Genomic DNA, 23,084 nt, shown 5'->3' on the forward strand with positions numbered 1-23,084 from the left:
AGATGTGTATAAGAGACAGGCACTACCCAGGGTCACTCGAGCAGGTACGCCGACAGCGCTTCGCCATCCGCACCCGGCAGATGCGGCAGCCGCCCCCAGCACGGCATCGGCGGGCGCTGCTGCAATGTCGCAATGGAACGACTGGGTGCGATTGCGCGGGAGCTTGCGGCTGCAGAACGGTAACGCCGGCCGCTGGCCGGCAACCTCGGGATCGCCGGGTGGATACAGTTGCCGGCCAGCGGCCGGCACTACCCAGGGTCACTCGAGCAGGTACGCGCTCAGTGCTTCGCCATCCGCTCCCGGCAGATACGGCAGCCGCCCCCAGCACGGCATCGGCAGGCGCTGCTGCAACGTCGCGATGTTCTCATCCTGGCGCTGCATCACCGGGTCGATGTGGTTGCCGATCCAGCCCAGGCACTCCACGCCGCTGGCCTGCAGCGACTGCGCGGTCAGCCGCGCATGGTTGACGCAGCCCAGCCGCATGCCGACCACAAGTACTACCGGCAGATGCAATGCACACACCAGGTCAAGCTGGTCCAGCGTGGCCGAGACCGGCGCCAGCCAACCGCCAACACCCTCCACCACCACGACATCGGCCCGCGCTCGCAGACGTTCGAACGCGGCCACGATCGGCGCCAGCTCCACCTGCACGCCATCCTCGGCAGCAGCCAGCTCCGGCGCCAGCGGTTGCCGCAGCGCGTACGGGTTCAGGTCGGCATAGTCCGGCACCGGCCAGCTGGCCGCCTGCAGCGCCAGCGCGTCCTCGTTGCGCAGGCCCTGCCCCAGATCCTCACTGCCACTGGCCACCGGCTTCATGCCGACCGCGCGCAGGCCGCGCCGGCGCAGTGCATGCAGCAGCGCGGTGCTGGCCGCAGTCTTGCCGATCTCGGTATCGGTGCCGGTGACGAACAGGGCAGGCGGCAGCGTGGCGGGCAACGGCATCGATAAGCTCCAGCGGGGCAACAGAGCGTGCATTATCGCCGGCCCGGCGCGCTTGCTAGACTGCAGGCATGTTCGCCAATGCCTCGCTCACCGGCAGCAAGCCGGAACAATACGCCCAGCTGCTGGAACAGGCCCGCGGCCTGGTCTACGCCGAGTCCGACCGCATCGCCAACGCGGCCAACCTCTCCGCACTGGTCTATCACGCTCTGCCCGACCTGAACTGGGTGGGCTTCTACCTGTACGACGGCAACGAGCTGGTGGTCGGGCCGTTCCAGGGCCTGCCGGCCTGCGTGCGCATCCCGCTGGACAAGGGCGTGTGCGGTGCCGCCGCCAGCCAGCGCGTGACCCAGCGCGTGGAGGACGTCGATGCCTTTCCCGGCCACATCGCCTGCGATTCGGCCTCGCGTTCGGAACTGGTGGTGCCACTGCTGCGCGGCGATGAACTGATCGGCGTGTTCGACATCGACAGCCCGAAAGTCGGCCGCTTCGATGCCGACGACCAAGCCGGCCTGGAAGCGATCGCCCGCGTGTTCGTCGAGGCGCTGGGATGAGCGCACCGAAGCTGCGCAACATCGGCCCGAAGAGTGCGGCGTGGCTGCGTCAGGTCGGCCTGCGCAGCCGCGAGGATCTGGTTGCGATCGGCGCGGTCGGCGCCTTCGTCAAGGTCAAGCGCGCCGGCTTCAAGCCCAGTTTGAACCTGCTCTATTCACTGGAAGGCGCGTTGCTGGACTGCCATTGGCAGGAACTGAGCGAGCCGCAGCGCGATGCGCTGGTGCAGGACTATGAGGCGCGCATCGCCGCGCATCCGTTGAAAGCGGCCGGCCCGGCCTCGGGACCGGTGCATGAGCAGCGCTTCGACACCGATGATGACGCGGAAGACAGCGTGGCCGAGAGCGCCGACGAGGATTGAGGCCTCCGCGTTCCTGGGGATGCCGGCCAGCGGCCGGCACTACAGTCGGGTCAGGGCTGCTGCAGCTCCAGCAGCTCGCCCACCAGACCTACCTCACCGCGCTCGAGCCACACCCGCAGGCGTGTGCCGTGGTCAATACGCAGGGCCCAGCACAGCGACATCGGCAGGCCGCAGACCTGCGACAGCACCATGCGCAGCGGGCCGCCGTGGCTGACCACCAGCGTCGGCACCGGATCGTCATCATCAAGCAGGCGATCCAGCGCGCGCGCGATGCGCCGCTCGAAGTGGCCCCAGCTTTCGCCGTTCGGCGGCGGAAATGCATGCGGGTCGGCATGGAAGGCCGCCAATGCGTCCTCCGGCAGGTCGAACAGCGACTGCCCGTCCCAATCGCCGAAATCCAGCTCTTCCCATTCCTCGTCCGCTTCCACGTCCAGCCCGCGCGGCGTGGCCAGGGCCATCGCCGTGTGCAGCGAGCGCAGCCGCGGCGAACTGATCACCCGCTCCCAGGGCTGCGCAGCGTAGGCGTCGACCAGTTCCTGCGGCAGGCGGGCCAGCTGCGGTGGATCGCTGCGGCCATCGAGGAACTCATCGCGACCGTTGCCGGCATGGCGGACCAGGTCGAGGATCATGCGTGCGTCCTGTACAGGCAACGCGGGAACAGCGGAAAACGGGCGGACATCGGCAACGGCACCACGGGATCGAGGGACCATTCTAAGGGCACAGCAAAGGCAGTCGAGCACGCTCGACACTACGGGCCGCCTGCGATGCCGTAGACTGCGCGCACTTCCAGGTGACCTGGGGCCACGGCCGGCAGGTTGAAACGGGAAGCCGGTGACGCGTGATTCCACGCCAGGCCGGCGCTGCCCCCGCAACGGTAAGCACGTCAGTTCCAGGCAACAACGCCACTGTGCCGCAGGCATGGGAAGGCGCCTGGACGGTGGCCTCGCGCCACCCGGCGGCAAGCCCGGAGACCGGCCAGGAAGCCTCAGGTCGCGATGCGGTGGGCATGGCGCTGGATGACCGCAGCCTGCGCTGCGGCGTCGGCGCATGCCTGCCTTCGCGGCTCCTCCCCTTCGCCACGCGGGCGTGCGTGGCACCTGGAGTCCCCCATGAAGCTGCAGTCCCGAATGCTGTCCCTGGCCGTGCTGGCCGCCCTGCCCGCGCTGGCCCAGGCCGCCGATGACACCACCGCGCTCGACCAGATCCTGGTCACCGCCACCCGCACCCCGATCGCCCTGCAGGACAGCATCGCGCCGGCCCAGGTGATCGACCGCGCGCAGATCGAATCCAGCCAGGCCACGTCGCTGCAGGAACTGCTGCGCGGCCGCGCCGGCATCAACCTGACCAACTCCGGCGGCCTCGGCAAGCAGAGCTCGCTGTTCCTGCGCGGCACCAACTCGGGCCACACCGTGGTGCTGGTGGATGGCGTGCGCATCAACAGTGCCGACCTCGGCCTGGCCATGTACCAGGACCTGCCACTGGCGCAGATCGAACGCGTGGAAATCGTGCGCGGCCCGCAGTCCAGCCTGTACGGTGCCGACGCCATTGGTGGCGTGATCCAGATCTTCACCCGCCGCAACCAGGGCGATTTCGCTCCGCACTTCCAGCTCGGCGGTGGCAGCAACGGCCTGCGCGAAGCCAGCGGCGGCATCGGCGGTGGCACCGAACGCGGCTGGTTCGGCGCCGACATCGCCTACCAGCATTCCGACGGCATCAATGCCTGCCGCGGCTCCGCCTCGGTGTTCACCGCGGGCTGCTTTGCCGACGAGCACGACCGCGACGGCTACCGCAACCTGTCCAAGAGCCTGCGCGGCGGCTACAGCTTCAACGACCAGTGGACCGTGGAAGGCAGCGCACTGCGCGTCGACGGCAAGAACCACTACGACGGTTACTACAACTATTCGGAAACCCGCCAGCAGGTGCTCGCTGGCAAAGTGCGCTACACCCCGTCTGAACGCCTGGCTTTCACAGCCAACGTCGGCCGCAGTGACAACGAGTCGGACAACTTCGGCGCACCGGGGGTGTTCGGCAGCGCCCAGACCCATCGTGACAGCGCCTCGCTGCAGGGCGACTTCGGCGTGGCCGAGGGCCAGCTGCTGAGTGCAGGCGTGGATTGGAGCGAAGACAACCTGGACGGCAGCAGCGCCGGATATCTCGTCGACAGCCGCCGCAACACCGGCGTGTTCGTGCAGTACCAGGGTCGCTTCGGCCGCCATCAGCTGCAGGCCAGCGCGCGCAATGACGACAACCAGCAGTTCGGCAACCATGCCACCGGCAGCGTGGGCTGGGCGATGGAACTGGAGCACGGCCTGCGCGTCAATGCCAGCTACGGCACGGCGTTCAAGGCGCCGACCTTCAGCGACCTGTACGACCCGTGGAGCGGGGTGCCGACGTTGAAGCCGGAGAAGTCCAAGAGCGCCAACCTCGGTGTTTCGCAGCAGGGCCAGGGCTGGCACTGGGGCCTGGACGTCTATGAGACCCGCATCGATGACCTGATCACCTACGATGCGTCCACGATGAAAATGCAGCAGGTGGAGAAGGCGCGCATCCGCGGTGCCGAGCTGACCGGTGGCGTGCTGTTGGCCGGCTTCGACATCAACGCGCAGCTGAGCTACACCGACCCGCGCAACCGCACCCACGGCAGCACCCAGTTCGACAACTGGCTGCCGCGCCGTGCGCAGCAGACCGCGCGCCTGGACGTCGACCGCCGCTTCGGTGACGTCCGCGCCGGCCTGACCGTGCAGGGTGCGGGCAAGCGCTATGACAACGCCAGCAACTCGGTGAAGGTTGGCGGCTACGGCACGCTGGACCTGCGCGCCGAGTACGCGCTGACGCCGTCGTGGTCGCTGCTGGCGCGCGCCGCCAACGTATTCGACCGCACGTATGAAACCGTGGCGTGGTTCAACCAGCCGGGCCGCGAGTACCAGCTGAGCGTGCGTTACCAGCCGAAGTGACCGCGACGGTCATGGCAGTGCCGGCCGCTGGCCGGCACTACCATGACCTTCGGCAACGCATCCCGGGTTGCCGGCCAGCGGCCGGCACTACCCATTGCATCAGCCCGGGTTACCGGCCGGCGACCAGGGATGTCCGTTGCATCAGCCCTGCAACCCCGGCAACTCACGCAGGTCGTCGATCACCGCCACCGCATGCGCGGTGGCCAGGTCCAGGCCACGCGGATAGCCGTAACGCACCAGTGCGATCGGCATGCCCGCATCTTCGGCGGCGCGGTAGTCGGTCAACGAATCACCCACCATCAGGCATGCGTCCACCGGCAGCCCGAAGTGCGCGGCGACGTGCCGCAGCGGTTCACCACTGGGCTTGCGCTGCGGCAGGGAGTCGCCGCCCAACACCAGCGCGAACGCATCACCGATGCCCAGGTGCTGCAGCAGCGGTGGCACCAGCGCTTCGGGCTTGTTGGTGCAGATCGCCAGCGGCACGTTGCGCGCACGCAGTTGCGCCAGTGCTTCAGCCACGCCATCGAACAGACGCGGGCTGCGCAGCAGGCACTCACGGTAGTGCACCATGAACACCGGCATCACTTCGGCCAGGTCCACCTCGCGGCCGGCCGCATGCACGGCCTGTTCGACCAGGCGGCGCACACCGTCGCCGATCCAACCGAGCACCGTGGTTTCCGGCACGCGTGGCACACCGATGTCCTCCAGCGTGCGGTTCAGTGCTTCGGCGATATCAGCTGCGCTGTCGACCAGCGTGCCATCAAGGTCGAACACGACCAGCGGATAGGGATACGACAAGGGACGGCACCTGCATGACGTGGGGCCGTCCATTGTACGCCGCTGGTTTTTGCGCCGATCCGCCTCAGCCGATCCGGCGCGCGCGGGTCGCCAGGAAGGTGGGCAGATAGCGATCGATCAGGAAGCGCGGCTGCGGCTGCCAGTCTTCCATGAAGCGATCGATGATGAAGCCGGCATCCAGCTGCCCACCGATCAGTTCGGTCAGGCTGTGGCCGAAGGTCAGCGCGTCACCCCGTGCCAGCTTCGCCTCGCGCTCGGCCGGCGCCAGGTCTTCCAGGTCCGAATAGGGAATGGCGTACTGTGGCCGGATCAGGCCTTGTGCATCCAGCTGCGGATCGCGCGCGCCAACGAACAGCACCGGGTTGTAGAAGCTGGCCATCAGCATGCCATCGCGTGCCAGCACGCGGCGGCACTCGGTCCACACCGGGCGCACATCAGGCACGTACAGGTTCGAGATCGGGTGGAACACCACATCGAAACTGTCGTTGGCAAACACGTGCAGATCGCGCATGTCGCCCTGCACGGTGCGCAGCTGCAGGCCATCGCGCGCGGCGACCCTGCGGTCCTGTTCCAGCTGCCCGTCGGAGAGATCGAACACGGTGACGTCAGCGCCCGCAGCGGCCAGCACCGGTGCCTGCTGGCCACCGCCCGAGGCCAGGCACAGGATGCGACGGCCGCGCACATCACCCATCCAGTCCAGTGGCAACGCGCGGGGCGTCAGGTGCACCTGCCAGCGGCCTTCGCGCGCGGCGGCAATCGTTGAACTTTCCACCGGGCGCGACCATTCGCGCACTTCGCTGGCCTGGCGGTCCCAGGCAGCACGGTTGTGGTCGATCAAGGCCTGTCCATGGTTCATGTGTTCTCCTTGCCCGGTGGGCGCCAATCCAGATCCTGGAAGGCCGGGCTGGCGAAACACTCGCCCAGGAAATCCAGGAATCGCCGCATGATAGCGGGCTGCTGGCGCCGTGACGCGTACACGGCATGAATGCCGAGTTCGTCCAGGCTGAATTCGGGCAGCAGTTCGATCAGTTCGCCACTGCGCAGCAGCGGCGCCACCTGGTAGGTCGGCAGCATGGCGATGCCGGCACCGGCGCGCACCGCCTCCAGCAGCAGCGAGGCCTCGTTGGCACTGATGTTGCCACCCACCGCCACCGACAGCGAACGCCCATCGCGGTGCAGCTGCCACAGGCTCTTGCCGACGTAGTGATGGGTCAGGCAGTTGTGCGCGGACAGGTGCTCGGGGGCGGTCGGCGTACCGCGTGCCTGCAGGTAGGACGGCGTCGCGCACAGCACCGAGCGGCAGGTGGCCAGCCGCCGTGCGATCAGGCTGGGATCGATCTGGCGCGCGATGCGCACGGCCAGGTCCACCCGCTCCTCCACCAGGTTCACGGTGCGGTCGACCAGCAGCAGCTCGATGCGTGCCGCTGGGTGGCGCGCCACGAAGCCGGCCACCGCCCGCGCCAGGTGGCTCTGCCCGAATGAGACGCTGGCGGTCACCCGCAGCGTACCGTGCGGCTCGGGATCATCACTGGCCAGCTCGCCCTGCAGTTCTTCGCCGATCGCCAGCATCTGCCGGAAGCGCGCCAGCGCCGCCTCACCGGGGCCGGTCAGGCTGACCCGGCGCGTGGTCCGGTGCAGCAGACGTGCGCCCAGCCAGCTCTCGACCTCGGCCAGATAGCGGCTGACCATCGCCCGCGACATGTCCAGCACCTCGGCGGCGGCGGTGAGGCTGCCGCGCTCGGCCACCTCGACGAACACGGTCATGGCGGTCAATCGGTCCATATGCTCGATCCATGCAACAAACAAGCGCGTTATACGCTGTTTTTCGAGCAACTGCAGCAGCCTAGAGTGGCCCCATTCCCACCCCACACCGCCCCACGGAGTCCTGCCATGAAAATCGCCCTCGTTGGTTCCACCGGCAACATCGGCCGCCAGATCGCCCGCCACGCGCTGGCCCGCGGCCACGAACTCACTGTCATCGTGCGCAGCGCGCAGGACCTCCCGGCCGAGCTGGCCGGTGCCCATCCGGTGATCGCCTCGCTGGATGACCAAGACGCGCTGGTTGCCGCCATCACCGGCCACGACGTGCTGGCCAGTGCCTACGGCCCGCGCCCGGGCGATGACATCAGCCGCGTCGGCGAGATCGCCGCGCAGCTGGCCGCCGCCGCACGCAAGGCCGGTGTACCGCGCCTGGTGGTGGTCGGTGGCGCCGGCAGCCTGGAAGTCGCACCCGGCGTGCAGCTGGTCGATACCCCCACCTTCCCGGAGGCCTACAAGCCGTACGCACTGGCCCACCGTGAGGCGTTCAACCGCCTGCAGGCGGTGGATGACCTGGACTGGACCTTCTTCTCGCCGGCCGCCGAAATCGGCCCGGGTGAAGAGCGCGGCCAGTACCGCGTACAGCCCAAGGCGTTCCTGGCCGACGCCAGCGGCCACAGCCGCATCAGCTACGCCGACTACGGCGCGGCGTTCGTCGCCGAGCTGGAAGCGCACCAGTACCCGAAGCAGATCATCACTGCGGCGTACTGATGCCAGGCCGCCGGGCATGGCCCGGCGCTACCCACCTGTGAGCCAGGCCCACGCCCGGCTCGCCGTCCGCCACAAGGAATGCCCCATGCGTACCGCTGCCCTGCTGCTTCCCCTCGCCCTGGCCGCCAGCTTCACCAGTGCGCCACTGCTCGCCGCGCCGGCCGCCGCAGCGCCGGCCACGGCCACGAAATCCCAGCTGCACCTGCAGACCTTCCATCCCGGCCCGCAGGCGATGTTCTCGGTGTCCTCGGTGCTGATCGAAGGCCGCCACGACGCGATCCTGGTCAATGCGCAGTTTGGTGCCAGCGACGCGCGCAAGCTGGTCGAGCTGATCCGCGCCAGCGGCAAGCAGCTGACCACGATCTACATCAGCCACGGCGATCCGGACTACTACTTCGGCCTGGCCACGCTGCAGGACGCGTTCCCGCAGGCGCGCATCGTCGCCACCGCGCAGACCGTTGCCCACATCCAGCAGACCCAGGCCGGCAAGCTGGCCTACTGGGGGCCGAAGATGGGTGCCGACGTGCCGGCGCGCATCGTGGTGCCGCAGGTGCTGGACGGCGATGCCCTGCAGTTGGAAGGCGAGCGCCTGCCACTGATCGACCTGGATGGGCCGACGCCGGACCGCACGGTGCTGTGGGTGCCGTCGCTGCGCGCGATCGTCGGTGGTATTCCGGTGGTAGCCGGTGAGCACGTGTGGATGGCCGATACGCAGACGCCGAAGTCACATGCCGACTGGCTGCAGACCCTGCAGCGGCTGCAGGCGCTGAAGCCGAAGGTGGTGGTGCCGGGGCACTACGCGCCGGGCGCGGCGTTGGATGCCAGTGCGCTGCGCTTCACCGCGGACTACATCCGTGCGTTCGATGTTGAGGCGGCAAAGGCGAAGGACAGTGCGGCACTGGTGAAGGCGATGCAGGCGCGCTATCCGAAGCTGGCAGGCGTGGAGTCGCTGGAGCTGAGTGCGAAGGTGGCCAAGGGCGAGATGCAGTGGCCATGAGGTAGGGAGTTTTCTTTTGCAGGGCTGCGCCCTGCACCTGCTCAATGCAACGGCAACAGCCGAAGCAACAGCAACAGCTGGCTATCCGTGGGATGGCGAGGTGGGTCCGGTTGCGGGGGACGCCGTGAATCCGTCCATGGAGGCTCGGTCGCGCCATCCATGGCGCTCACGCCCCCGCAACCGGACCCACCCCGGCTTCGACAGTTTCCCGCCATCTGTCGGAACCTGCTGCTGATGGAACCTGCTGCTGTTGGTGGGTGCCGACCGTTGGTCGGCACGACAATGATCAGTGCTCGAACAGTTCGCCCTGCACCATCGGTTCCTTTTCGCGGAAGCCGCCGAGCCCGACACCCACCAGGCGGTAGCGGGTCTCCGCCGGCAGGTCGACGCGGGCGCGCAGGGCCAGGGCGATGTCGCGCAGTTCTTCCATCGATTCCGGCGGGCGCTCCGGGGTGAAGCTGCGGGTGAGGATGCGGAACTGTGCGGTCTTCAGTTTCAGCACCACGGTGTGGCCGACGCGTTCGGTCTTGCGGGTGGCGTTCCAGGTTTTCTCCGCCAGCTGCACGATGGCCTCACCCAGATCTTCCAGCGGCAGGTCTTCGGCGAAGGTGTCTTCGGAGGAAATCGACTGCACCTGCTGGTCCGGTTCCACCGGGCGCTCGTCGATGCCGCGTGCGCGGTTGTACAGACTGCGGCCGAAGCTGCCGAACGCCTCTTCCAGGTCGATCAGAGCCCACTGCCGCAGGTCGCCGCAGGTGACGATGCCGCGCGCGGCCAGCTTGCCTTCCATCACCTTGCCGACGCCGGGCACGCGGTTCACCGGCAATGGCAGCAGGAAGGCGTCCACCCGCTGCGGTGGAATCACGAACTGGCCATCGGGCTTGCGCCAGTCCGAAGCGATCTTGGCCAGGAACTTGTTCGGCGCGATCCCGGCTGAAGCGGTCAGCTTCGTCTCCTCGCGGATCTGCGTGCGGATGGTACGGGCGATATCGGTGGCCAGTTCGATGCCGCTCTTCGGCTCGGTCACATCCAGGTAAGCCTCGTCCAGCGACAACGGCTCGACCAGGTCGGTGTGGCGCAGGAAGATCTCGCGCACGTGGCGTGACACCGCTTTGTAACGTGCGAAGTCCGGCGGCACGAAGATCGCATCCGGACACAGGCGTTCGGCACGCAACGCCGGCATCGCCGAACGCACGCCAAACACGCGTGCCTCGTACGAGGCCGCGCACACCACCGAGCGCGCGCCGCGCCATGCCACAACCACCGGCTTGCCGCGCAGTGACGGATCGTCGCGCTGCTCCACCGACGCGTAGAACGCGTCCATGTCGACGTGGATGATCTTGCGCAGTCGGGTCATGTCAGGCGGAAAGGGCGGGGGCGTGCCGAACGGGCCACACGCCGAAGTATGGTCGTTGCACATCAACAGGATGCGCGTATTCCATTGAAAACACTACGGTTGCGTACGGTTGAAATGTTTGATCGGCGCAGTTTCCACGGGCATCCTCGAGCGCTTGTTTCCCTGTTTCCCCGCTTCCAGGATTGTGCTTCATGACCCGTCTCCACGCGTTCAACCGCGAACAGCTGCTGGCCAGCGCACGCGGTGAACTGTTCGGCACCGCCGCCGGCCGTTTGCCCAACGATCCGATGCTGATGTTCGACCGCATCACCGACATCCGCGAGGACGGCGGACCGCATGGCAAGGGCATGGTACGCGCCGAACTGGATATCCGCCCGGACCTGTGGTTCTTCGGCTGCCACTTCATCGGCGACCCGGTGATGCCCGGCTGCCTCGGCCTGGACGCCATGTGGCAGCTGACCGGCTTCTTCCTGACCTGGCTGGGCGCCCCCGGCAAGGGCCGCGCACTGGGCTGCGGCGAGGTGAAGTTCACCGGCCAGGTACTTCCGGAGGCCAAGCTGGTGCGCTACGAGATCGACATCAGCCGTGTCATCAACCGCAAGCTGGTGATGGCCCAGTCGGACGCCCGCATGTACGTGGATGACCGCGAAATCTACAGCGCGCGCGACCTGCGCGTCGGCCTGTTCACTGAAACCGGGAGCTTCTGATGCGTCGCGTCGTCATCACCGGCATGGGCATCACGTCCTGCCTCGGCAATGATCTGGATACCGTTTCGGCTGCGCTGCGCGAAGGGCGCTCGGGCATCACCGCCCTGGCCGACCACGCCGAAGCGGGCCTGCGCAGCCAGGTCGGCGGTCGCGTCGACCTCGACCTGGAGGCGCTGATCGACCGCAAGCAGAAGCGCTTCATGAGCGATGCGGCGGCCTTCGCCTACCTGTCCATGCGCGATGCGATCGCCGATGCCGGGCTCAGCCCCGAGCAGGTCAGCAACCTGCGCACCGGCCTGATCGCCGGTTCCGGCGGCGGCTCCAGCGAATGGCAGATCGGCGCGGTCGACCTGCTGCGCGAACGTGGTGTGCGCAAGGTCGGCCCGTACATGGTGCCGCGCACGATGTGCTCGACGGTCTCGGCCTGCCTGGCCACCGCCTACCAGATCAAGGGCGTCAGCTATTCGCTGTCGGCCGCCTGCGCGACCTCTGCGCACTGCATCGGCGCCGCCGCGGACATGATCCGCCATGGCGCGCAGGACATCATGTTCGCCGGTGGCGGTGAAGACCTGCACTGGTCGATGAGCGTGATGTTCGATGCGATGGGCGCGCTGTCGACCAGCTTCAACGAGACCCCGGCCAGCGCCTCGCGTCCGTACGACAAGGACCGCGACGGCTTCGTCATCGCCGGTGGCGGCGGCATGCTGGTGCTGGAGGACTACGACCACGCCATTGCGCGCGGCGCGCACATCCATGCCGAGCTGATCGGCTATGGCGTGACCTCCGATGGCGCCGACATGGTCGCGCCGTCCGGCGAAGGCGCGGTGCGCTGCATGAAGATGGCGCTGCAGGGCGTCGACCGCCCGCTGGACTATCTCAACACCCACGGCACTTCCACGCCGCTGGGCGACGTCACCGAGCTCAACGCGATCCGCGAAGTGTTCGGCGATGCGGTGCCACCGCTGTCCTCGACCAAGGCGTTGTCCGGCCACTCGCTGGGTGCGGCCAGCGTGCATGAGGCGATCTACTGCCTGCTGATGATGCGCGATGGCTTCGTTGCCGGTTCGGCCAACATCGGCGAACTGGACCCGAAGGTGGAAAGCTTCCCGATCCTGCGCGAGAGCCGCGAGCAGAAGCTGGATACGGTGATGTCCAACAGCTTTGGCTTCGGTGGCACCAACGCTGCGCTGGTGTTCGGCCGGGTGTGATGGGGCAGGTGTGCCGACCAACGGTCGGCACCCACCAAAGCAGCAAAGAGTGCCGACCCACGGTCGGCGCCCACCGTTACCTCGGCAGCAGCGGCAGCAGCAGCGCGTGCGCGTCCAGCAGCGAGCCGACGATGCGGTGGCCCAGTGCGCGCAGCTCTTCATCCGGATGCACCAGGTCCGGCACCTGGATCACGGTCATGCCGGCAGCCAGCGCTGCACGCGTGCCGGCCGGTGAGTCTTCCAGCGCCAGGCAGCGCTCGGGCACCTGGCCCAGCCGCTGCGCGGCCAGCAGGTAGATATCCGGCGCCGGCTTCGGCTGCGCCACATCACCACTGGTGATCACGGCATCGAAATACGGCAGCAGGCCGGCAGCGGCCAGCTTGCGGTTGGCCCGCGGCTGCCGCGTGGTGGTTGCCACCGCGCGCGGTACCGCGTGCGCTTTCAGCAGCTCCAGCAGCTCCAGAATGCCCGGACGCAGCGGCAGGCCGGTCTGTGTGCGCGCTTCGTACAGCTCATGGCAGCGTGCGGCCACCGCTTCGATCACGCTGTCCTCGATACCCTGCGCACGCAGCAGCGCGTGCGTGTCACGGTCACCGAGGCCGACCATGCGCAGGAACACGGTCTCGTCCAGGCCCAGCCCGAATTCGTCGGCCGCCTCGCTCCAGCAGGCCAGCGAGACCCGCTCGCTGTCGATCATCAGGCCGTCCATGTCAAAGATGACGGCGTCGGGCAGGAACGGCAGCGCAGCGATGGTGGTCATGGAGCGAACAGCGTATCCAGATCGGTGGAGGTGAGCTGCCGCCATTGCCCCTCGTCCAGTCCCTGCAGGTCCAGCCCGCCGACACGGCTGCGGTGCAGGGCCTGCACGTGGTTGCCGGTGGCGGCGAACATGCGGCGTACCTGATGGTAGCGGCCTTCATGCAGCACCAGGCGTGCGCGACGCGCATCCAGCACTTCCAGTTCAGCCGGCAGCAGGGGGGTCTTCTCGGACTCCAGCATCAGCGTACCGCTGGCGAACAACGCCACTTCGTCGCCGCGCAGGTCGTCGCTCAGTTCCACTTCGTAGACCTTGGGCAGCTTCGACTTCGGCGAGATGATCCGGTGCAGCAGGCCGCCATCGTCGGTCAGCAGCAGCAGGCCGCTGGTCTCGCGGTCAAGGCGGCCCACGGTGGACAGCACCGGATCGCGGTCGCGGAAGCGCGGCGGCAGCAGGTCGTAGATCAGGCGGCCGGTGTCCTTGGTCGAACAGGTGTAGCCGGCCGGCTTGTGCAGCGCGATCGACAGCCCCACCGGCGGGTCCAGCGGCTCGCCATCGACCCGGATCGCCTCGTGCGGCACCTGGTCGTCGGCATACAGCACCTCGCCGTCGGCGTCGGTGACGCGGCCTTCGCGGAACATCCACTGCACCTGCTTGCGGCTGCCATAGCCCAGGTTGGCGATAAGCTTGACCAGCTTCACTTGCCCTTCCCCTTCACCGCTTCCACCAGCTTGAAGCCATCACGCTCGGCGATCACGCGCACCGTGCCAAAGCTCTCGTTGAGCGTGTACTCGTACGGCAGGTGGCGGTTGGCCACCACGTACAGGCGTCCGCCCGGGCGCAGCGCCTGCGCGGCCACGGCGATGAAGCGCTGGCCGATGTCCGGGCGATCGGCGCGCGAGGGCGTGTGGAACGGCGGGTTGCTGATGATGACGTCGTAGCCCGGCTCGATGCCGGCGGTGACGTCCTGCCACAGGAAGCGCAGCGGCAGCGCGCGCGGCGGCGGCGCCAGGTTCAGTTCGGCCAGGGCCAGCGCACGCTGCTCGGCTTCGTACAGATCCAGCGCGGTGATCTTCGGGCAGCGTTCCAGCAGCTCGCGCGACAGGTAGCCATAGCCCGCGCCGAGGTCGGCGGCACGCCCGGCCAGGTCGGCCGGCAGGTGCTCGGCCAACAGCGCCGACGCCGGGTCGATGCGATCCCAGGCGAACACGCCCGGGCGGCTGAGGAAACGGCCGCCGACGATCGGCCGCACCGCATCCAGTGCCGACCAGCGCTTGGCCAGGTCGGCGTCATGCTGACCCTGCATCGGGGCGGTCCAGTACACGCGGCAGTGGTTCTTGGTCAGGCTGCCGCCGAGGCCGGTCAGTTGCTTGAGGTCGCCCTCGCCCGAACGTGCGCCTTCGTTGTTGGACTGGCAGGCGACGATGCGGCCGCCGTCGGCGACCAGCGCCAGCGCGCGCGCGAACAGGGCACGGGCCTCCTCGCGCTGGCGCGGCGGCAGCACCAGCACCAGCGGGTAGCGGCCCTTGCCGGCCACATCATCCAGCTGGCCGCTGACGGTCCAGCCGGCGGCCTGCTGCAGCGGCTGCGCGAACGGGGCAAAGCTCTGCTCGCAATGCACTTCGCGGTTGCCGGCCACTTCGCGCAGCGGCCAGCCGTCGCGGGCACGCAGGAAGGCCACCGGGCCCTCCGGCCAGCGCAGGGCGCCTTGGGAGAACGGCAGGAACAGGGTCTGCAGGGGGGCGTCGTCGCTGGAGGCCATCGGCGCGGGTACTTCAAGCGTGAGGGCCGTCCATTGTACCGGCTTGGCCGGGCCGGCCCCGGCGGCCGCTTTGCGAAACCCGAACGGGGCCTTGATCTGCCAGCAACATTGAAACGTTCAGGGTAGAGGCTCCCCCGGAAACCCAGGAGAACCTGCATGCGAGCCTTGTTCGTCGGTGGCGTGGTCGACAACAGTGAAATGGACCTGGAAGGCAGCCATCCGCCCGTGCATTACCCCGAGGACACCGGCGGTGGCCACTCGCGCTACCGGCTGCACCAGGTCGGCCATGGTGCCGACGGAAGCGTGGCCTATGCGGTGTACGGCGCACCGGACCTGGCCGACGACGAGGTGGCGAGGGTCGCGGAAGAACGCGCCTACGCGCGCCGGTTCGAGGCGACGCCGACCTTGTTCGAGCACTGAGCGCAGCAGCCACGCACGGCGTGGCTCTACTGCAACCTCTGGTAGATCCACGCCATGCGTGGATGGGCGCGGCAGGTTGCCGTCAAACCCTCGGCGGCAACCTGCGGATGCTGGCGATTTCATCCAGCCACACATGGTGCTGCTGCACCGGCGTGTCGTAGTCATCCAGGCGCAGCTGGCCGTTGCTGCCTTCGTCGCCGGCCTCGTTGCGGTATTGCTGCACCGTCGGTTTCACGGCGACGGTGCCGAGCAGTCGGCGACCATCCTGCAGGGTCAGTTCCACCTGCGTTTCGCCTTCCAGCTGCGGCAGCAGGGCTTCCAGGCGCGCGATCTGCGCCGGATCGGTATGGATGCGGGGAGCTGTACGGGACATCGGCGACCTCCTGCGTGCAGGGTCGCCGATCGGCCGTGAATGCTCAGTGCAGCGCGCTGTCCGCGCGTGGCACCTGCACTTTGCGTACCGCAGCCACCAGCTGTGCCACCGAGTACGGCTTGGCCACGTGTTCCTGGAAGCCCGACGCCAACGCTCGGCGCCGGTCATCGGCACGTGCCAGCGCGGTCACGGCAACCGCCGGCAGGGTCATCGCATCCACGCCCATGTCCTCGCGCAGCGTGCGCACCAGGCCATAGCCATCCATGCCCGGCATGCCGATGTCGGTCAGCATCACGTGGTACTGCAGGTGCCCGGTATCGGCCAGCAGCGCCAGCGCTTCACCGGCCGAGCTGGCTGCCGACACGCTTGCGCCCTGCTCTTCCAGCATGCGCCGCAGGTACTCCAGTACTTCCGGCTGGTCTTCCACCGCCAGCACGTGCATGCCACGCAGCGGATACGGCTCGACGATCACCGGCTCCAGGATCGGTCCGCTGATCACTTCGCGCAGCGGCCGCCGTTCGGCATCGGGAATGTGCTGCGGCAGGCGCACGGTGAAGGTGGCGCCGTGGCCATGGCCCTCGCTGGCAGCGGTGACGGTACCGCCATGCAGTTCGACCAGCTGCTGCACGATTGCCAGACCCAGGCCGAGGCCGCCATGGCGTCGGGTGGTGGTGCCATCGGCCTGGCGGAAACGGCTGAACAGATGATTGAGGAATTCGGGCGCGATGCCGTCGCCGGTGTCGCGCACGGTGATCACCCAGTGATTGCCGTCGGCCTGCAGCTGCAGATCGATGCGGCCTTCGGCCGGGGTGAACTTGATCGCATTCGACAGCAGGTTCCACAACACCTGCTGCAGGCGGGTGGCATCGCCCAGCACCAGGCTGGGCTGCTCCGGCAGCTGCAGGCTCACGTCCAGCGCCTTGCCTTCGGCGACCAGCTCCTGCGCGCCGATGGCTTCGCCCAGCAGGTCGCGCAGGTCCAGTATCTCCACCTCCAGCTGCACCTTGCCCAGCAGCATGCTGCTGAGGTCGAGCATGTCCGAGATCAGCCGCTTCTGCGCACCGGCGCTGTTGGCGATCACGTTCAGGCCCTTGTACAGCGGGCTGGTGTTGTCCACGCGCTGCAGCAGCAGCTCGCTCCAACCGAGGATGGTGGTCAGTGGCGTACGCAGTTCATGCGACAGCGTGGCCAGGAACTCGTCCTTCAGCCGCGCCATGTTCTCCGCGGCGCTGCGCGCGGCACGCTCGGACTGCAGCAGCTCCTCGCGGGCCAGTTCGATCTCGCGGCGTTCGGTCACGTCCGGGCTGCTGCCGGCCAGGCCGATGAAGCGGCCCATCCGCGAGAAGCGCGGACGCGCGTTCATTTCCAGCCAACGCCAGTCGCCATCGGCGCGTCGGGCCCGCACCAGCGCATGCATCGACCGCTGTGCCTTCAGCGCTTCCTGCAGTTCGTACTCGAATACCGACGCATCGTCCGGGTGCACCAGGCCACGCCAGACGTCTTCCGGCACGCGCGTCTCGTCGCCGCCGAAGAACTCACTGAAAGCGCTGTTGACGAAACGAGCATGGCCGCGCTCGTCGAGCACCCACACCGGCATCGGCAGACCGTCGGCCAGCGCACTGAAGCGGGCTTCGCTTTCGCCCAGCTCCACTTCCATCTGCTTGCGCGCGGTGATGTCAAAGAACAGGATGCCGACCTTGTCCTCACCCGGGCGGCCCACGCGCACCGCATCCACCGCGAACGAGCGGCCCAGCGCACGCGCTTCCATCTCGAACTGTGCCGGCCGGCCACTGCGGGCAACTTCGCCGTAGATGCGGAACCAGTCTTCCTCGTGGCCCGGTTCCAGCGCCGTCATGCGCTGGCCACGCGCATCCTTCAGGCCGGTGTGGCGCTCGAAGGCGTCGTTGACCTCGATGAAACGATAGTCGACCGCACGATCGCCCTCGAACAGCACCTGGATCACGCAGAAACCGGCGTTGATGCGCTCAAGCACGCCATGATGCAGGTCGGGTTCGGGCGCCGGCACCATCATCGGTGGGCGCTCCACGAGGGGCGGCAGTGTGGACAAGGGCGTCAGTGCAGGCCGGGTTGGAGGCACAGCATCTTCCAAAGGGCGTATTCACAGCGTCAAGCGCCGTCAGTCATGGTTGACGACGATGAATTGGCGGCAACCACTCTTGCGCATGACGCAATCTGCCATTGCGGCGCCCCGGCCGCAGGATCACACTCGATCTGTGATCAACATCGTCCCCATCGCGGGGACGCAGGAGACCGTCATGAAACGCTCACTCGCGATTGCCCTGCTGGCAGGCGCCCTGGTGGCGGGCGGCGCCGCCGCTGCACCGCGCACCGTGACCGATGCGGACGCGCCACGTGCGTTGCAGGCCGATGGCCCGGTCAGCGTGAAATGGGAGGACCCGGCCAAATTCACCGAGATCCGCCAGAGCACCAACCGCTTCGAGGCCGAGCGTGGCGACTGGGTACAGCAGCTGGCACGCTACCTGCAGACCACCGCCGCCAAGCCGCTGCAGCCTGGGCAGACCCTCGATGTGACCCTGGTCGACATCAAGCGCGCCGGTGACTACGAGCCGTGGCACGGCCCGCGTGGCCGCGACATCCGGATCATGCGTGACATCTACCCGCCGCGGATCAGCCTGCAGTACACGTTGAAGGACGCCAGCGGCCGTATCGTCAGCGAGGGCGATGCGCGCCTCAGCGATACCGGCTACCTGCACAACCTGGGGCTGAAGAGCGACAGTGATCCGCTGCGCTACGAGAAGCGCCTGATCGATGACTGGGTGAAGCGGCAGCTGACCAGCCAGGCCACCGCCGCACGATGATCCCGGGCGGCGCGACCCACCGGTAGGTGTCGACCTTGGTCGACACGCATTCAAAGCGCTGACCAAGGTCGGCCGCTACCAGAGCCGTGCACGGCCAGCGTTCGGTCAGTCCTGATAGACCTTCGCCACGCGCTTGACCGCGCAGGGCAGCTGGTACGCACTCACGCCGCAGCGCGGCGCCAGTTCGGACAGCGTCGGTGCACTGCCCCACAGTTCCACCACGCTGCCGATGCCGGCCTGCGCGTGCGCGGTCAGGTCCACGGTCAGCATGTCCATCGACACGCGCCCGATCAGGGCACCGGGCTGACCATCGATCAGCACCGGGGTGCCATTCGGGGCGAACTGCGGATAACCGTCGGCATAGCCGAGCGCGACCACGCCCACGCGGGTGCGCGCCTTGGCCACGAAGCGGGCGCCATAACCCACCGGCTCACCGGCCTCGATCCAGCGCTCGGCGATCACCTTCGACTGCATCGTCATCACCGGGCGCAGGCGCTCGGTCAGTACGGTGTTGTCAGGCAGCGGATTGGCGCCGTACAGCATCAGGCCCGGGCGCACCCAGTCGCTGCGCACATCCGGCCAGCCCAGCAGCGCCGGCGAGTTGCACACACTGGTCTCGCCTTCCAACCCGTCAGTGGCGCGGGCGAACGTCGCGGCCTGCTCGTGGGTGCGTTCGCTGTCCAGCTCGTCGGCGCGTGCCAGGTGGGTCATCAGCACGATGCGTTCGACCTGCGGCAGCGCCAACAGGCGTGCATGCGCCGCGCGGAAGCTGTCCACGTCCAGGCCGAGGCGATGCATGCCGCTGTCCAGCTTCAGCCACACCGTCAGCGGGCGCGGGCTGTCGAACGCGACCAGGGCTTCCAGCTGCCACGGCGAGCCCACCGCGAACCAGAAATCGTGTTCGGCCACCAGCGCCATGTCGCTGGGCTCGAAGATGCCTTCCAGCAGCAGGATCGGCGCACGGATGCCGGCCTGGCGCAGTTCCAGCGCCTCTTCGATGGTGGCCACGCCGAAACCATCGGCCTCGCCTTCCAGTGCCTGCGCACAGCGCACTGCGCCGTGGCCATAGGCATCGGCCTTGATGATCGCCAGGGCCTTGCCACCGCCCAGTTCACGGGCGAGCCGGTAGTTGCTGCGCAGGGCGCCCAGATCGATCAGCGCGCGGGCAGGACGCATGTGCGGTTCTCTTGTTGCGGCGCGTGACCGTACTGGCCGTAGCGGAAAATATCCAGGCCTTCGGTGCTGATCTGCGGCTGGCGCGCGCTCATCAGGTCGGCCAGGTAGCGGCCCGAGCCGCAGGCCATGGTCCAGCCCAGCGTGCCGTGGCCGGTGTTGAGGTACAGGTTGCGGAATGGCGTGGCGCCGATCACCGGCGTACCGTCCGGCGTGGCCGGGCGCAGGCCGGTCCAGAACTGCGCGCGCGTCAGGTCGCCGCCCTTCGGGTAGAGATCGCTGACCACCAGCTCCAGGGTCTCGCGACGGCGCTGCGACAGCGACAGGTCGAAGCCGGCCACTTCGGCCATGCCACCGACGCGGATGCGGTCGTCGAAGCGGGTCACCGCCACCTTGTAGCTCTCATCGAGGATGGTCGAGGTCGGCGCCATCGCCGGGTCGGTGATCGGCAAGGTCAGCGAGTAACCCTTCAGCGGATACACCGGCAGGCGCATGCCCAACGATGCGACCAGCGCCGGCGAGTAGCTGCCGAGCGCGACCACGAAGCGGTCGGCGGTTTCCAGCTTGCCGTCGATGCGTACGCCGGTGATGCGGTCGCCATCGAATTCCAGGCCGGTGATGTCCTGGTCGAAACGGAACTCGACACCGGCATCCACGCACATCTGCGCCAGGCGGCGGGTGAACAGCTGGCAGTCGCCGGTCTGGTCACGCGGCAGGCGCAGCGCGCCGACCAGGCCATCGACGTGGGCCAGGGCCGGTTCGGCCTGGATGATGCCGGCGCGGTCCAGTACCTCGTACGGCACGCCGTACTGGGCCAGGATCTCGATGTCCTGCGCCGAGGCATCCAGCTGCTGCTGGGTGCGGAACAGCTGGGTGGTGCCCAGGTCGCGGCCTTCGAACTCGATGCCGATCTGCGCGCGCAGCTCGTTCAGGCAGTCGCGGCTGTACTCGGACATGCGCACCATGCGCGCCTTGTTGATCGCGTAGCGCTCGTGGGTGCAGTTGCGCAGCATCTGCCACAGCCAGCGGTACTGGGCCAGGTCCATGCCCGGCTTGATCGCCAGCGGCGCATGCTTCTCGAACAGCCAACCGATGGCCTTCTTCGGCACGCCCGGGGCGGCCCACGGCGAGGTGTAGCCGAACGACAGCTGGCCGGCATTGGCAAAGCTGGTTTCCAGCGCCGGGCCGGGTTGGCGGTCGATGACCGTGACTTCAAACCCGGCCTGTCGCAGGTACCAGGCACTGGTGGTGCCGATCACGCCGCTGCCGAGAACTAGGACTCGCATGGGACTTCTCCAACCCGATCATTCCCTGCACTGGAGCGTGCCGGGACCATAATTGGGGAAGTATAGACAGCCATTCCCAGTTGATTTGCCTGATTTGCAATCAACCGGCAGGATGTTCTCCTGCAATTCATTCCCCAAGGTTGACGGCCATGGCCCCCCGTACCCGCGAACTGGACAAGATCGACCGCAAGATCCTGCGCATCCTGCAGGCCGAGGGCCGTATCTCCTTCACCGAACTGGGCGAGCGGGTCGGCCTGTCGACCACCCCATGCACCGAGCGCGTGCGCCGGCTCGAGCGCGAAGGGGTGATCACTGGTTACCACGCCCACCTCGACCCGGCGGCGGTGAAAGCCAGCCTGCTGGTGTTCGTGGAGATCAGCCTGGCCTACAAGTCCGGCGACATCTTCGAGGAGTTCCGGCGCGCCGCCCTGAAGCTGCCCAACGTGCTGGAGTGCCATCTGGTCTCGGGCGACTTCGATTACCTGCTGAAGGCGCGGATCAGCGAAATGGCCTCCTACCGCAAGCTGCTCGGCAGCACCTTGCTGACACTGCCGCATGTACGAGAGTCGAAGAGCTACATCGTGATGGAAGAAGTGAAGGAAACGCTGAGCCTGCCAATTCCGGATTGAGTCCGGAACGGTAGTGGGGCCAGATCCCGTGCAGCGGGCTCTGACCCCCGGGTCCGTCAGCGCTGCTGCGGATGCTTCTGCGAGCGCTGTTCCTGCTGCTTGCCGCCCTTGTGCGGCTGCTGCGGGTCCATCTGTTGCTGTTGCTGCTGTTGCTGTTGCTGTTGCTGCGGGTTGCGGCCCTGCGGTTCCTTGCCGGGATGACGGTTCTGCTGGTTTTTCATGATCGCGATCCAGTGGACGAAGGACATGCGGCGGCGCAATGCCGGCGCACGGTCACGTTGGTCCCGGAACGGTTAATCGCAGGCGAAAAAGCAGTGATCTGCAGCGGGTTGTTTTCGTGCGTTCAGGCCGGACAGCGTGCGCTAGCTGCCAACCTTTGCTGGCACCCGAGATCAGCGCTTGATCTGCTGGCCATCGCCGGCCGGCACGCTGTCGTAATAGCGGCCGGTACGCGAATCGAACACGCGGTTCGGACCGGCCGGGCGTACCCCGGGGACGATACGGCCATTGCGGTCGTACACCTTGTCGGCCGGCTTCGGCGCCGGGGTGGGCGCGATCTGGGCGGGGCCGGTGGATCTGATCGGCTGCGCCGGCTGCGGCGACGGCAGGACCTGCGGCTGCGGGCGAGCGGCCTGCGGCGGCGGCATCACCGGCTGCGGTGCCACGGTGGTGGCACTGCGGGTGGCGGTCGGGCTCGACGACGTCGGTACCTGGGCCTGCGCGACCAGGGGCAACAGGGCCATCAACAGCAGGGAAAGGGTCGGTTTCATGTCACGCTCCGGCGTGGATCACATGTACCTTGCGCCTGCACCTGTGTGCCGGCCATGAACGGCCATCACACTTGCAAGCGCGCGCCGGCACCCCCACGTTTTCCACCATCCCCAGGCCATCAACCCCACGGAGCGCCGCCATGACTGCCTTCGACCTGACGCCCCCCACCGCCACCCAGACCGAGGCGCTGATCGCCGGCCTCAGCAGTGAAGAGCGCCGCGTGCTGCTGCAGCACGGTACCGAGGCGCCGTTCTGCGGCGTGTTCCTCGACAACAAGCGCGAGGGCGTCTACTGCTGCCGGCTGTGCGCACTGCCGCTGTTCCGCTCCAGCACCAAGTTCGATTCCGGCACCGGTTGGCCGAGCTTCTTCGCCCCGTTCGACCCGGCACACGTGCGCGAAATCCGCGATACCAGCCACGGCATGGTCCGCACCGAGATCACCTGCGCGCGCTGTGGCAGCCATCTGGGCCACGTATTCCCGGACGGCCCGCCGCCCACCTACGAGCGCCACTGCCTGAACTCCGTCTCACTTTCGTTCACCGGCAATGGCGAGACCTGGCCCGACCCGTTGCAGCGTGGCGGCGCCGAAAGCGGCGTGGCGGGCTGAAACACCCCGCTGACCGATTTCACAGAATTCCCTCTTCAGAAAACCGGGCGACGGGCCGACAAGG

26 protein-coding genes and 1 riboswitch are annotated in these 23,084 nt (G+C 67.8%); of the genes, 11 read left to right on the forward strand and 15 right to left on the reverse strand.

All coding sequences use genetic code 11. The features are described 5' to 3' along the window. Positions 1–258 precede the first annotated feature (258 nt). Positions 259–942, reverse strand: coding sequence for a dethiobiotin synthase (gene bioD / locus AC5O77_RS17100; protein WP_494506981.1), 684 nt, complete (start codon positions 940–942; stop codon positions 259–261). A 68-nt stretch (positions 943–1,010) separates the two neighbouring features. Here bioD and AC5O77_RS17105 point away from each other — a divergent pair, with 68 nt between their 5' ends. Together AC5O77_RS17105 and AC5O77_RS17110 are read left to right on the forward strand one after the other, a co-directional pair. Then, positions 1,011–1,493 (forward strand): GAF domain-containing protein, encoded by a 483-nt coding sequence (locus tag AC5O77_RS17105; protein WP_494506982.1) that lies wholly within the window; start codon positions 1,011–1,013, stop codon positions 1,491–1,493. Continuing rightward, positions 1,490–1,852, forward strand: a complete 363-nt coding sequence (locus AC5O77_RS17110) for a TfoX/Sxy family protein (RefSeq protein ID WP_012509946.1) — start codon at positions 1,490–1,492, stop codon at positions 1,850–1,852. Before AC5O77_RS17105 ends, AC5O77_RS17110 begins: the two co-directional genes overlap by 4 nt. A gap of 50 nt (positions 1,853–1,902) precedes the next feature. Here AC5O77_RS17110 and AC5O77_RS17115 read toward each other — a convergent pair whose 3' ends face one another. Next, positions 1,903–2,481, reverse strand: coding sequence for a histidine phosphatase family protein (locus tag AC5O77_RS17115; protein ID WP_032128728.1), 579 nt, complete (start codon positions 2,479–2,481; stop codon positions 1,903–1,905). Positions 2,482–2,623: 142 nt separating this feature from the next. Continuing rightward, positions 2,624–2,846, forward strand: a riboswitch (cobalamin riboswitch). Positions 2,847–2,961: 115 nt separating this feature from the next. On the opposite strand from AC5O77_RS17115, the gene btuB reads away from it, so the two are divergent. Further along, positions 2,962–4,806: a TonB-dependent vitamin B12 receptor gene (btuB, locus tag AC5O77_RS17120; protein WP_494506983.1), complete on the forward strand. Its 1,845-nt coding sequence runs from the start codon at positions 2,962–2,964 to the stop codon at positions 4,804–4,806. A gap of 141 nt (positions 4,807–4,947) precedes the next feature. Here btuB and gph read toward each other — a convergent pair whose 3' ends face one another. From gph to AC5O77_RS17135, 3 genes are all read right to left on the reverse strand, one after another. Further along, complete coding sequence (gene gph, locus AC5O77_RS17125; protein ID WP_478058640.1) at positions 4,948–5,604, reverse strand: phosphoglycolate phosphatase; 657 nt, start codon at positions 5,602–5,604, stop codon at positions 4,948–4,950. Positions 5,605–5,668: 64 nt separating this feature from the next. After that, a complete protein-coding gene (locus AC5O77_RS17130; RefSeq protein WP_032128731.1) occupies positions 5,669–6,460 on the reverse strand; it encodes a class I SAM-dependent methyltransferase in 792 nt (263 codons plus the stop codon). Then, positions 6,457–7,386 (reverse strand): LysR substrate-binding domain-containing protein, encoded by a 930-nt coding sequence (locus AC5O77_RS17135; RefSeq protein ID WP_197585496.1) that lies wholly within the window; start codon positions 7,384–7,386, stop codon positions 6,457–6,459. The genes AC5O77_RS17130 and AC5O77_RS17135 overlap by 4 nt, the downstream gene beginning before the upstream one ends. Before the next feature lie 108 nt (positions 7,387–7,494). Between AC5O77_RS17135 and AC5O77_RS17140 the strand changes: the two genes are divergently transcribed. Both AC5O77_RS17140 and AC5O77_RS17145 read left to right on the forward strand, forming a co-directional pair. Beyond that, positions 7,495–8,133: an NAD(P)-dependent oxidoreductase gene (locus tag AC5O77_RS17140; RefSeq protein ID WP_478058637.1), complete on the forward strand. Its 639-nt coding sequence runs from the start codon at positions 7,495–7,497 to the stop codon at positions 8,131–8,133. A gap of 85 nt (positions 8,134–8,218) precedes the next feature. After that, positions 8,219–9,130 (forward strand): MBL fold metallo-hydrolase, encoded by a 912-nt coding sequence (locus tag AC5O77_RS17145; RefSeq protein ID WP_478058635.1) that lies wholly within the window; start codon positions 8,219–8,221, stop codon positions 9,128–9,130. A 286-nt stretch (positions 9,131–9,416) separates the two neighbouring features. Here the strand turns inward: AC5O77_RS17145 and dinB are convergent, their stop codons facing one another. Next, positions 9,417–10,487, reverse strand: coding sequence for a DNA polymerase IV (gene dinB, locus AC5O77_RS17150; RefSeq protein ID WP_478058633.1), 1,071 nt, complete (start codon positions 10,485–10,487; stop codon positions 9,417–9,419). A gap of 191 nt (positions 10,488–10,678) precedes the next feature. Here dinB and fabA point away from each other — a divergent pair, with 191 nt between their 5' ends. Both fabA and fabB read left to right on the forward strand, forming a co-directional pair. Beyond that, positions 10,679–11,194, forward strand: coding sequence for a 3-hydroxyacyl-[acyl-carrier-protein] dehydratase FabA (fabA, locus tag AC5O77_RS17155; RefSeq protein WP_005407930.1), 516 nt, complete (start codon positions 10,679–10,681; stop codon positions 11,192–11,194). Next, complete coding sequence (gene fabB / locus AC5O77_RS17160; RefSeq protein WP_100437792.1) at positions 11,194–12,402, forward strand: beta-ketoacyl-ACP synthase I; 1,209 nt, start codon at positions 11,194–11,196, stop codon at positions 12,400–12,402. The genes fabA and fabB overlap by 1 nt, the downstream gene beginning before the upstream one ends. Positions 12,403–12,478: 76 nt before the next feature. On the opposite strand, the gene AC5O77_RS17165 is transcribed toward fabB, so the two are convergent. Genes AC5O77_RS17165 through AC5O77_RS17175 form a run of 3 tightly spaced genes read right to left on the reverse strand, consistent with a single transcriptional unit; the run spans position 12,479 to position 14,921 of the window. Next, positions 12,479–13,162: an HAD family hydrolase gene (locus tag AC5O77_RS17165; protein WP_478058631.1), complete on the reverse strand. Its 684-nt coding sequence runs from the start codon at positions 13,160–13,162 to the stop codon at positions 12,479–12,481. Then, entirely contained in the window at positions 13,159–13,860 is a 702-nt protein-coding gene (locus AC5O77_RS17170; RefSeq protein WP_005407927.1) for a pseudouridine synthase, read from the reverse strand. The genes AC5O77_RS17165 and AC5O77_RS17170 overlap by 4 nt, the downstream gene beginning before the upstream one ends. After that, a complete protein-coding gene (locus AC5O77_RS17175) occupies positions 13,857–14,921 on the reverse strand; it encodes a class I SAM-dependent methyltransferase (protein ID WP_478058628.1) in 1,065 nt (354 codons plus the stop codon). Before AC5O77_RS17175 ends, AC5O77_RS17170 begins: the two co-directional genes overlap by 4 nt. A 156-nt stretch (positions 14,922–15,077) precedes the next feature. Between AC5O77_RS17175 and AC5O77_RS17180 the strand changes: the two genes are divergently transcribed. Further along, positions 15,078–15,341, forward strand: coding sequence for a hypothetical protein (locus AC5O77_RS17180; protein ID WP_005407925.1), 264 nt, complete (start codon positions 15,078–15,080; stop codon positions 15,339–15,341). 82 nt (positions 15,342–15,423) lie between these two features. Here the strand turns inward: AC5O77_RS17180 and AC5O77_RS17185 are convergent, their stop codons facing one another. Then, positions 15,424–15,714: a DUF3247 family protein gene (locus AC5O77_RS17185; protein ID WP_032128738.1), complete on the reverse strand. Its 291-nt coding sequence runs from the start codon at positions 15,712–15,714 to the stop codon at positions 15,424–15,426. Between the two features lie 43 nt (positions 15,715–15,757). Continuing rightward, positions 15,758–17,746 (reverse strand): hybrid sensor histidine kinase/response regulator, encoded by a 1,989-nt coding sequence (locus AC5O77_RS17190; protein WP_049424820.1) that lies wholly within the window; start codon positions 17,744–17,746, stop codon positions 15,758–15,760. Between the two features lie 244 nt (positions 17,747–17,990). On the opposite strand from AC5O77_RS17190, the gene AC5O77_RS17195 reads away from it, so the two are divergent. Next, complete coding sequence (locus AC5O77_RS17195) at positions 17,991–18,554, forward strand: DUF3016 domain-containing protein (protein ID WP_329811450.1); 564 nt, start codon at positions 17,991–17,993, stop codon at positions 18,552–18,554. 105 nt (positions 18,555–18,659) lie between these two features. Here the strand turns inward: AC5O77_RS17195 and alr are convergent, their stop codons facing one another. Both alr and AC5O77_RS17205 read right to left on the reverse strand, forming a co-directional pair. Continuing rightward, the gene (alr, locus tag AC5O77_RS17200) at positions 18,660–19,730 is read right to left on the reverse strand and encodes an alanine racemase (protein WP_478058626.1); all 1,071 of its coding nucleotides are present in this window, start codon (positions 19,728–19,730) and stop codon (positions 18,660–18,662) included. After that, positions 19,709–21,013, reverse strand: coding sequence for a D-amino acid dehydrogenase (locus tag AC5O77_RS17205; protein WP_125892441.1), 1,305 nt, complete (start codon positions 21,011–21,013; stop codon positions 19,709–19,711). Before AC5O77_RS17205 ends, alr begins: the two co-directional genes overlap by 22 nt. A gap of 149 nt (positions 21,014–21,162) precedes the next feature. Between AC5O77_RS17205 and AC5O77_RS17210 the strand changes: the two genes are divergently transcribed. Continuing rightward, positions 21,163–21,642, forward strand: a complete 480-nt coding sequence (locus AC5O77_RS17210; RefSeq protein ID WP_049464533.1) for an Lrp/AsnC ligand binding domain-containing protein — start codon at positions 21,163–21,165, stop codon at positions 21,640–21,642. Between the two features lie 56 nt (positions 21,643–21,698). Here the strand turns inward: AC5O77_RS17210 and AC5O77_RS17215 are convergent, their stop codons facing one another. Together AC5O77_RS17215 and AC5O77_RS17220 are read right to left on the reverse strand one after the other, a co-directional pair. Further along, positions 21,699–21,890: a lana protein gene (locus AC5O77_RS17215; protein WP_135272167.1), complete on the reverse strand. Its 192-nt coding sequence runs from the start codon at positions 21,888–21,890 to the stop codon at positions 21,699–21,701. Between the two features lie 144 nt (positions 21,891–22,034). Then, positions 22,035–22,412 carry a hypothetical protein gene (locus AC5O77_RS17220; RefSeq protein ID WP_049398340.1) on the reverse strand — a complete coding sequence of 126 codons (378 nt, stop codon included), beginning with the start codon at positions 22,410–22,412 and terminating at the stop codon, positions 22,035–22,037. A gap of 140 nt (positions 22,413–22,552) precedes the next feature. Between AC5O77_RS17220 and msrB the strand changes: the two genes are divergently transcribed. Continuing rightward, a complete protein-coding gene (gene msrB, locus AC5O77_RS17225) occupies positions 22,553–23,020 on the forward strand; it encodes a peptide-methionine (R)-S-oxide reductase MsrB (protein ID WP_494506984.1) in 468 nt (155 codons plus the stop codon). The last annotated feature ends 64 nt before the right edge of the window (positions 23,021–23,084 follow it).

It is taken from the genome of Stenotrophomonas sp. INTA L402-1 (assembly GCF_059295135.1).

Coding starts and splice junctions, on each gene's coding strand:
- bioD (WP_494506981.1), bottom strand. CDS start 942: ATGCCGTTGCCCGCCACGCTGCCGCCTGCCCTGTTCGTCACCGGCACC.
- AC5O77_RS17105 (WP_494506982.1), top strand. CDS start 1,011: ATGTTCGCCAATGCCTCGCTCACCGGCAGCAAGCCGGAACAATACGCC.
- AC5O77_RS17110 (WP_012509946.1), top strand. CDS start 1,490: ATGAGCGCACCGAAGCTGCGCAACATCGGCCCGAAGAGTGCGGCGTGG.
- AC5O77_RS17115 (WP_032128728.1), bottom strand. CDS start 2,481: ATGATCCTCGACCTGGTCCGCCATGCCGGCAACGGTCGCGATGAGTTC.
- btuB (WP_494506983.1), top strand. CDS start 2,962: ATGAAGCTGCAGTCCCGAATGCTGTCCCTGGCCGTGCTGGCCGCCCTG.
- AC5O77_RS17130 (WP_032128731.1), bottom strand. CDS start 6,460: ATGAACCATGGACAGGCCTTGATCGACCACAACCGTGCTGCCTGGGAC.
- AC5O77_RS17135 (WP_197585496.1), bottom strand. CDS start 7,386: ATGGACCGATTGACCGCCATGACCGTGTTCGTCGAGGTGGCCGAGCGC.
- AC5O77_RS17140 (WP_478058637.1), top strand. CDS start 7,495: ATGAAAATCGCCCTCGTTGGTTCCACCGGCAACATCGGCCGCCAGATC.
- AC5O77_RS17145 (WP_478058635.1), top strand. CDS start 8,219: ATGCGTACCGCTGCCCTGCTGCTTCCCCTCGCCCTGGCCGCCAGCTTC.
- dinB (WP_478058633.1), bottom strand. CDS start 10,487: ATGACCCGACTGCGCAAGATCATCCACGTCGACATGGACGCGTTCTAC.
- fabA (WP_005407930.1), top strand. CDS start 10,679: ATGACCCGTCTCCACGCGTTCAACCGCGAACAGCTGCTGGCCAGCGCA.
- fabB (WP_100437792.1), top strand. CDS start 11,194: ATGCGTCGCGTCGTCATCACCGGCATGGGCATCACGTCCTGCCTCGGC.
- AC5O77_RS17165 (WP_478058631.1), bottom strand. CDS start 13,162: ATGACCACCATCGCTGCGCTGCCGTTCCTGCCCGACGCCGTCATCTTT.
- AC5O77_RS17175 (WP_478058628.1), bottom strand. CDS start 14,921: ATGGCCTCCAGCGACGACGCCCCCCTGCAGACCCTGTTCCTGCCGTTC.
- AC5O77_RS17180 (WP_005407925.1), top strand. CDS start 15,078: ATGCGAGCCTTGTTCGTCGGTGGCGTGGTCGACAACAGTGAAATGGAC.
- AC5O77_RS17185 (WP_032128738.1), bottom strand. CDS start 15,714: ATGTCCCGTACAGCTCCCCGCATCCATACCGATCCGGCGCAGATCGCG.
- AC5O77_RS17190 (WP_049424820.1), bottom strand. CDS start 17,746: ATGATGGTGCCGGCGCCCGAACCCGACCTGCATCATGGCGTGCTTGAG.
- AC5O77_RS17195 (WP_329811450.1), top strand. CDS start 17,991: ATGAAACGCTCACTCGCGATTGCCCTGCTGGCAGGCGCCCTGGTGGCG.
- alr (WP_478058626.1), bottom strand. CDS start 19,730: ATGCGTCCTGCCCGCGCGCTGATCGATCTGGGCGCCCTGCGCAGCAAC.
- AC5O77_RS17205 (WP_125892441.1), bottom strand. CDS start 21,013: ATGCGAGTCCTAGTTCTCGGCAGCGGCGTGATCGGCACCACCAGTGCC.
- AC5O77_RS17210 (WP_049464533.1), top strand. CDS start 21,163: ATGGCCCCCCGTACCCGCGAACTGGACAAGATCGACCGCAAGATCCTG.
- AC5O77_RS17215 (WP_135272167.1), bottom strand. CDS start 21,890: ATGTCCTTCGTCCACTGGATCGCGATCATGAAAAACCAGCAGAACCGT.
- AC5O77_RS17220 (WP_049398340.1), bottom strand. CDS start 22,412: ATGAAACCGACCCTTTCCCTGCTGTTGATGGCCCTGTTGCCCCTGGTC.
- msrB (WP_494506984.1), top strand. CDS start 22,553: ATGACTGCCTTCGACCTGACGCCCCCCACCGCCACCCAGACCGAGGCG.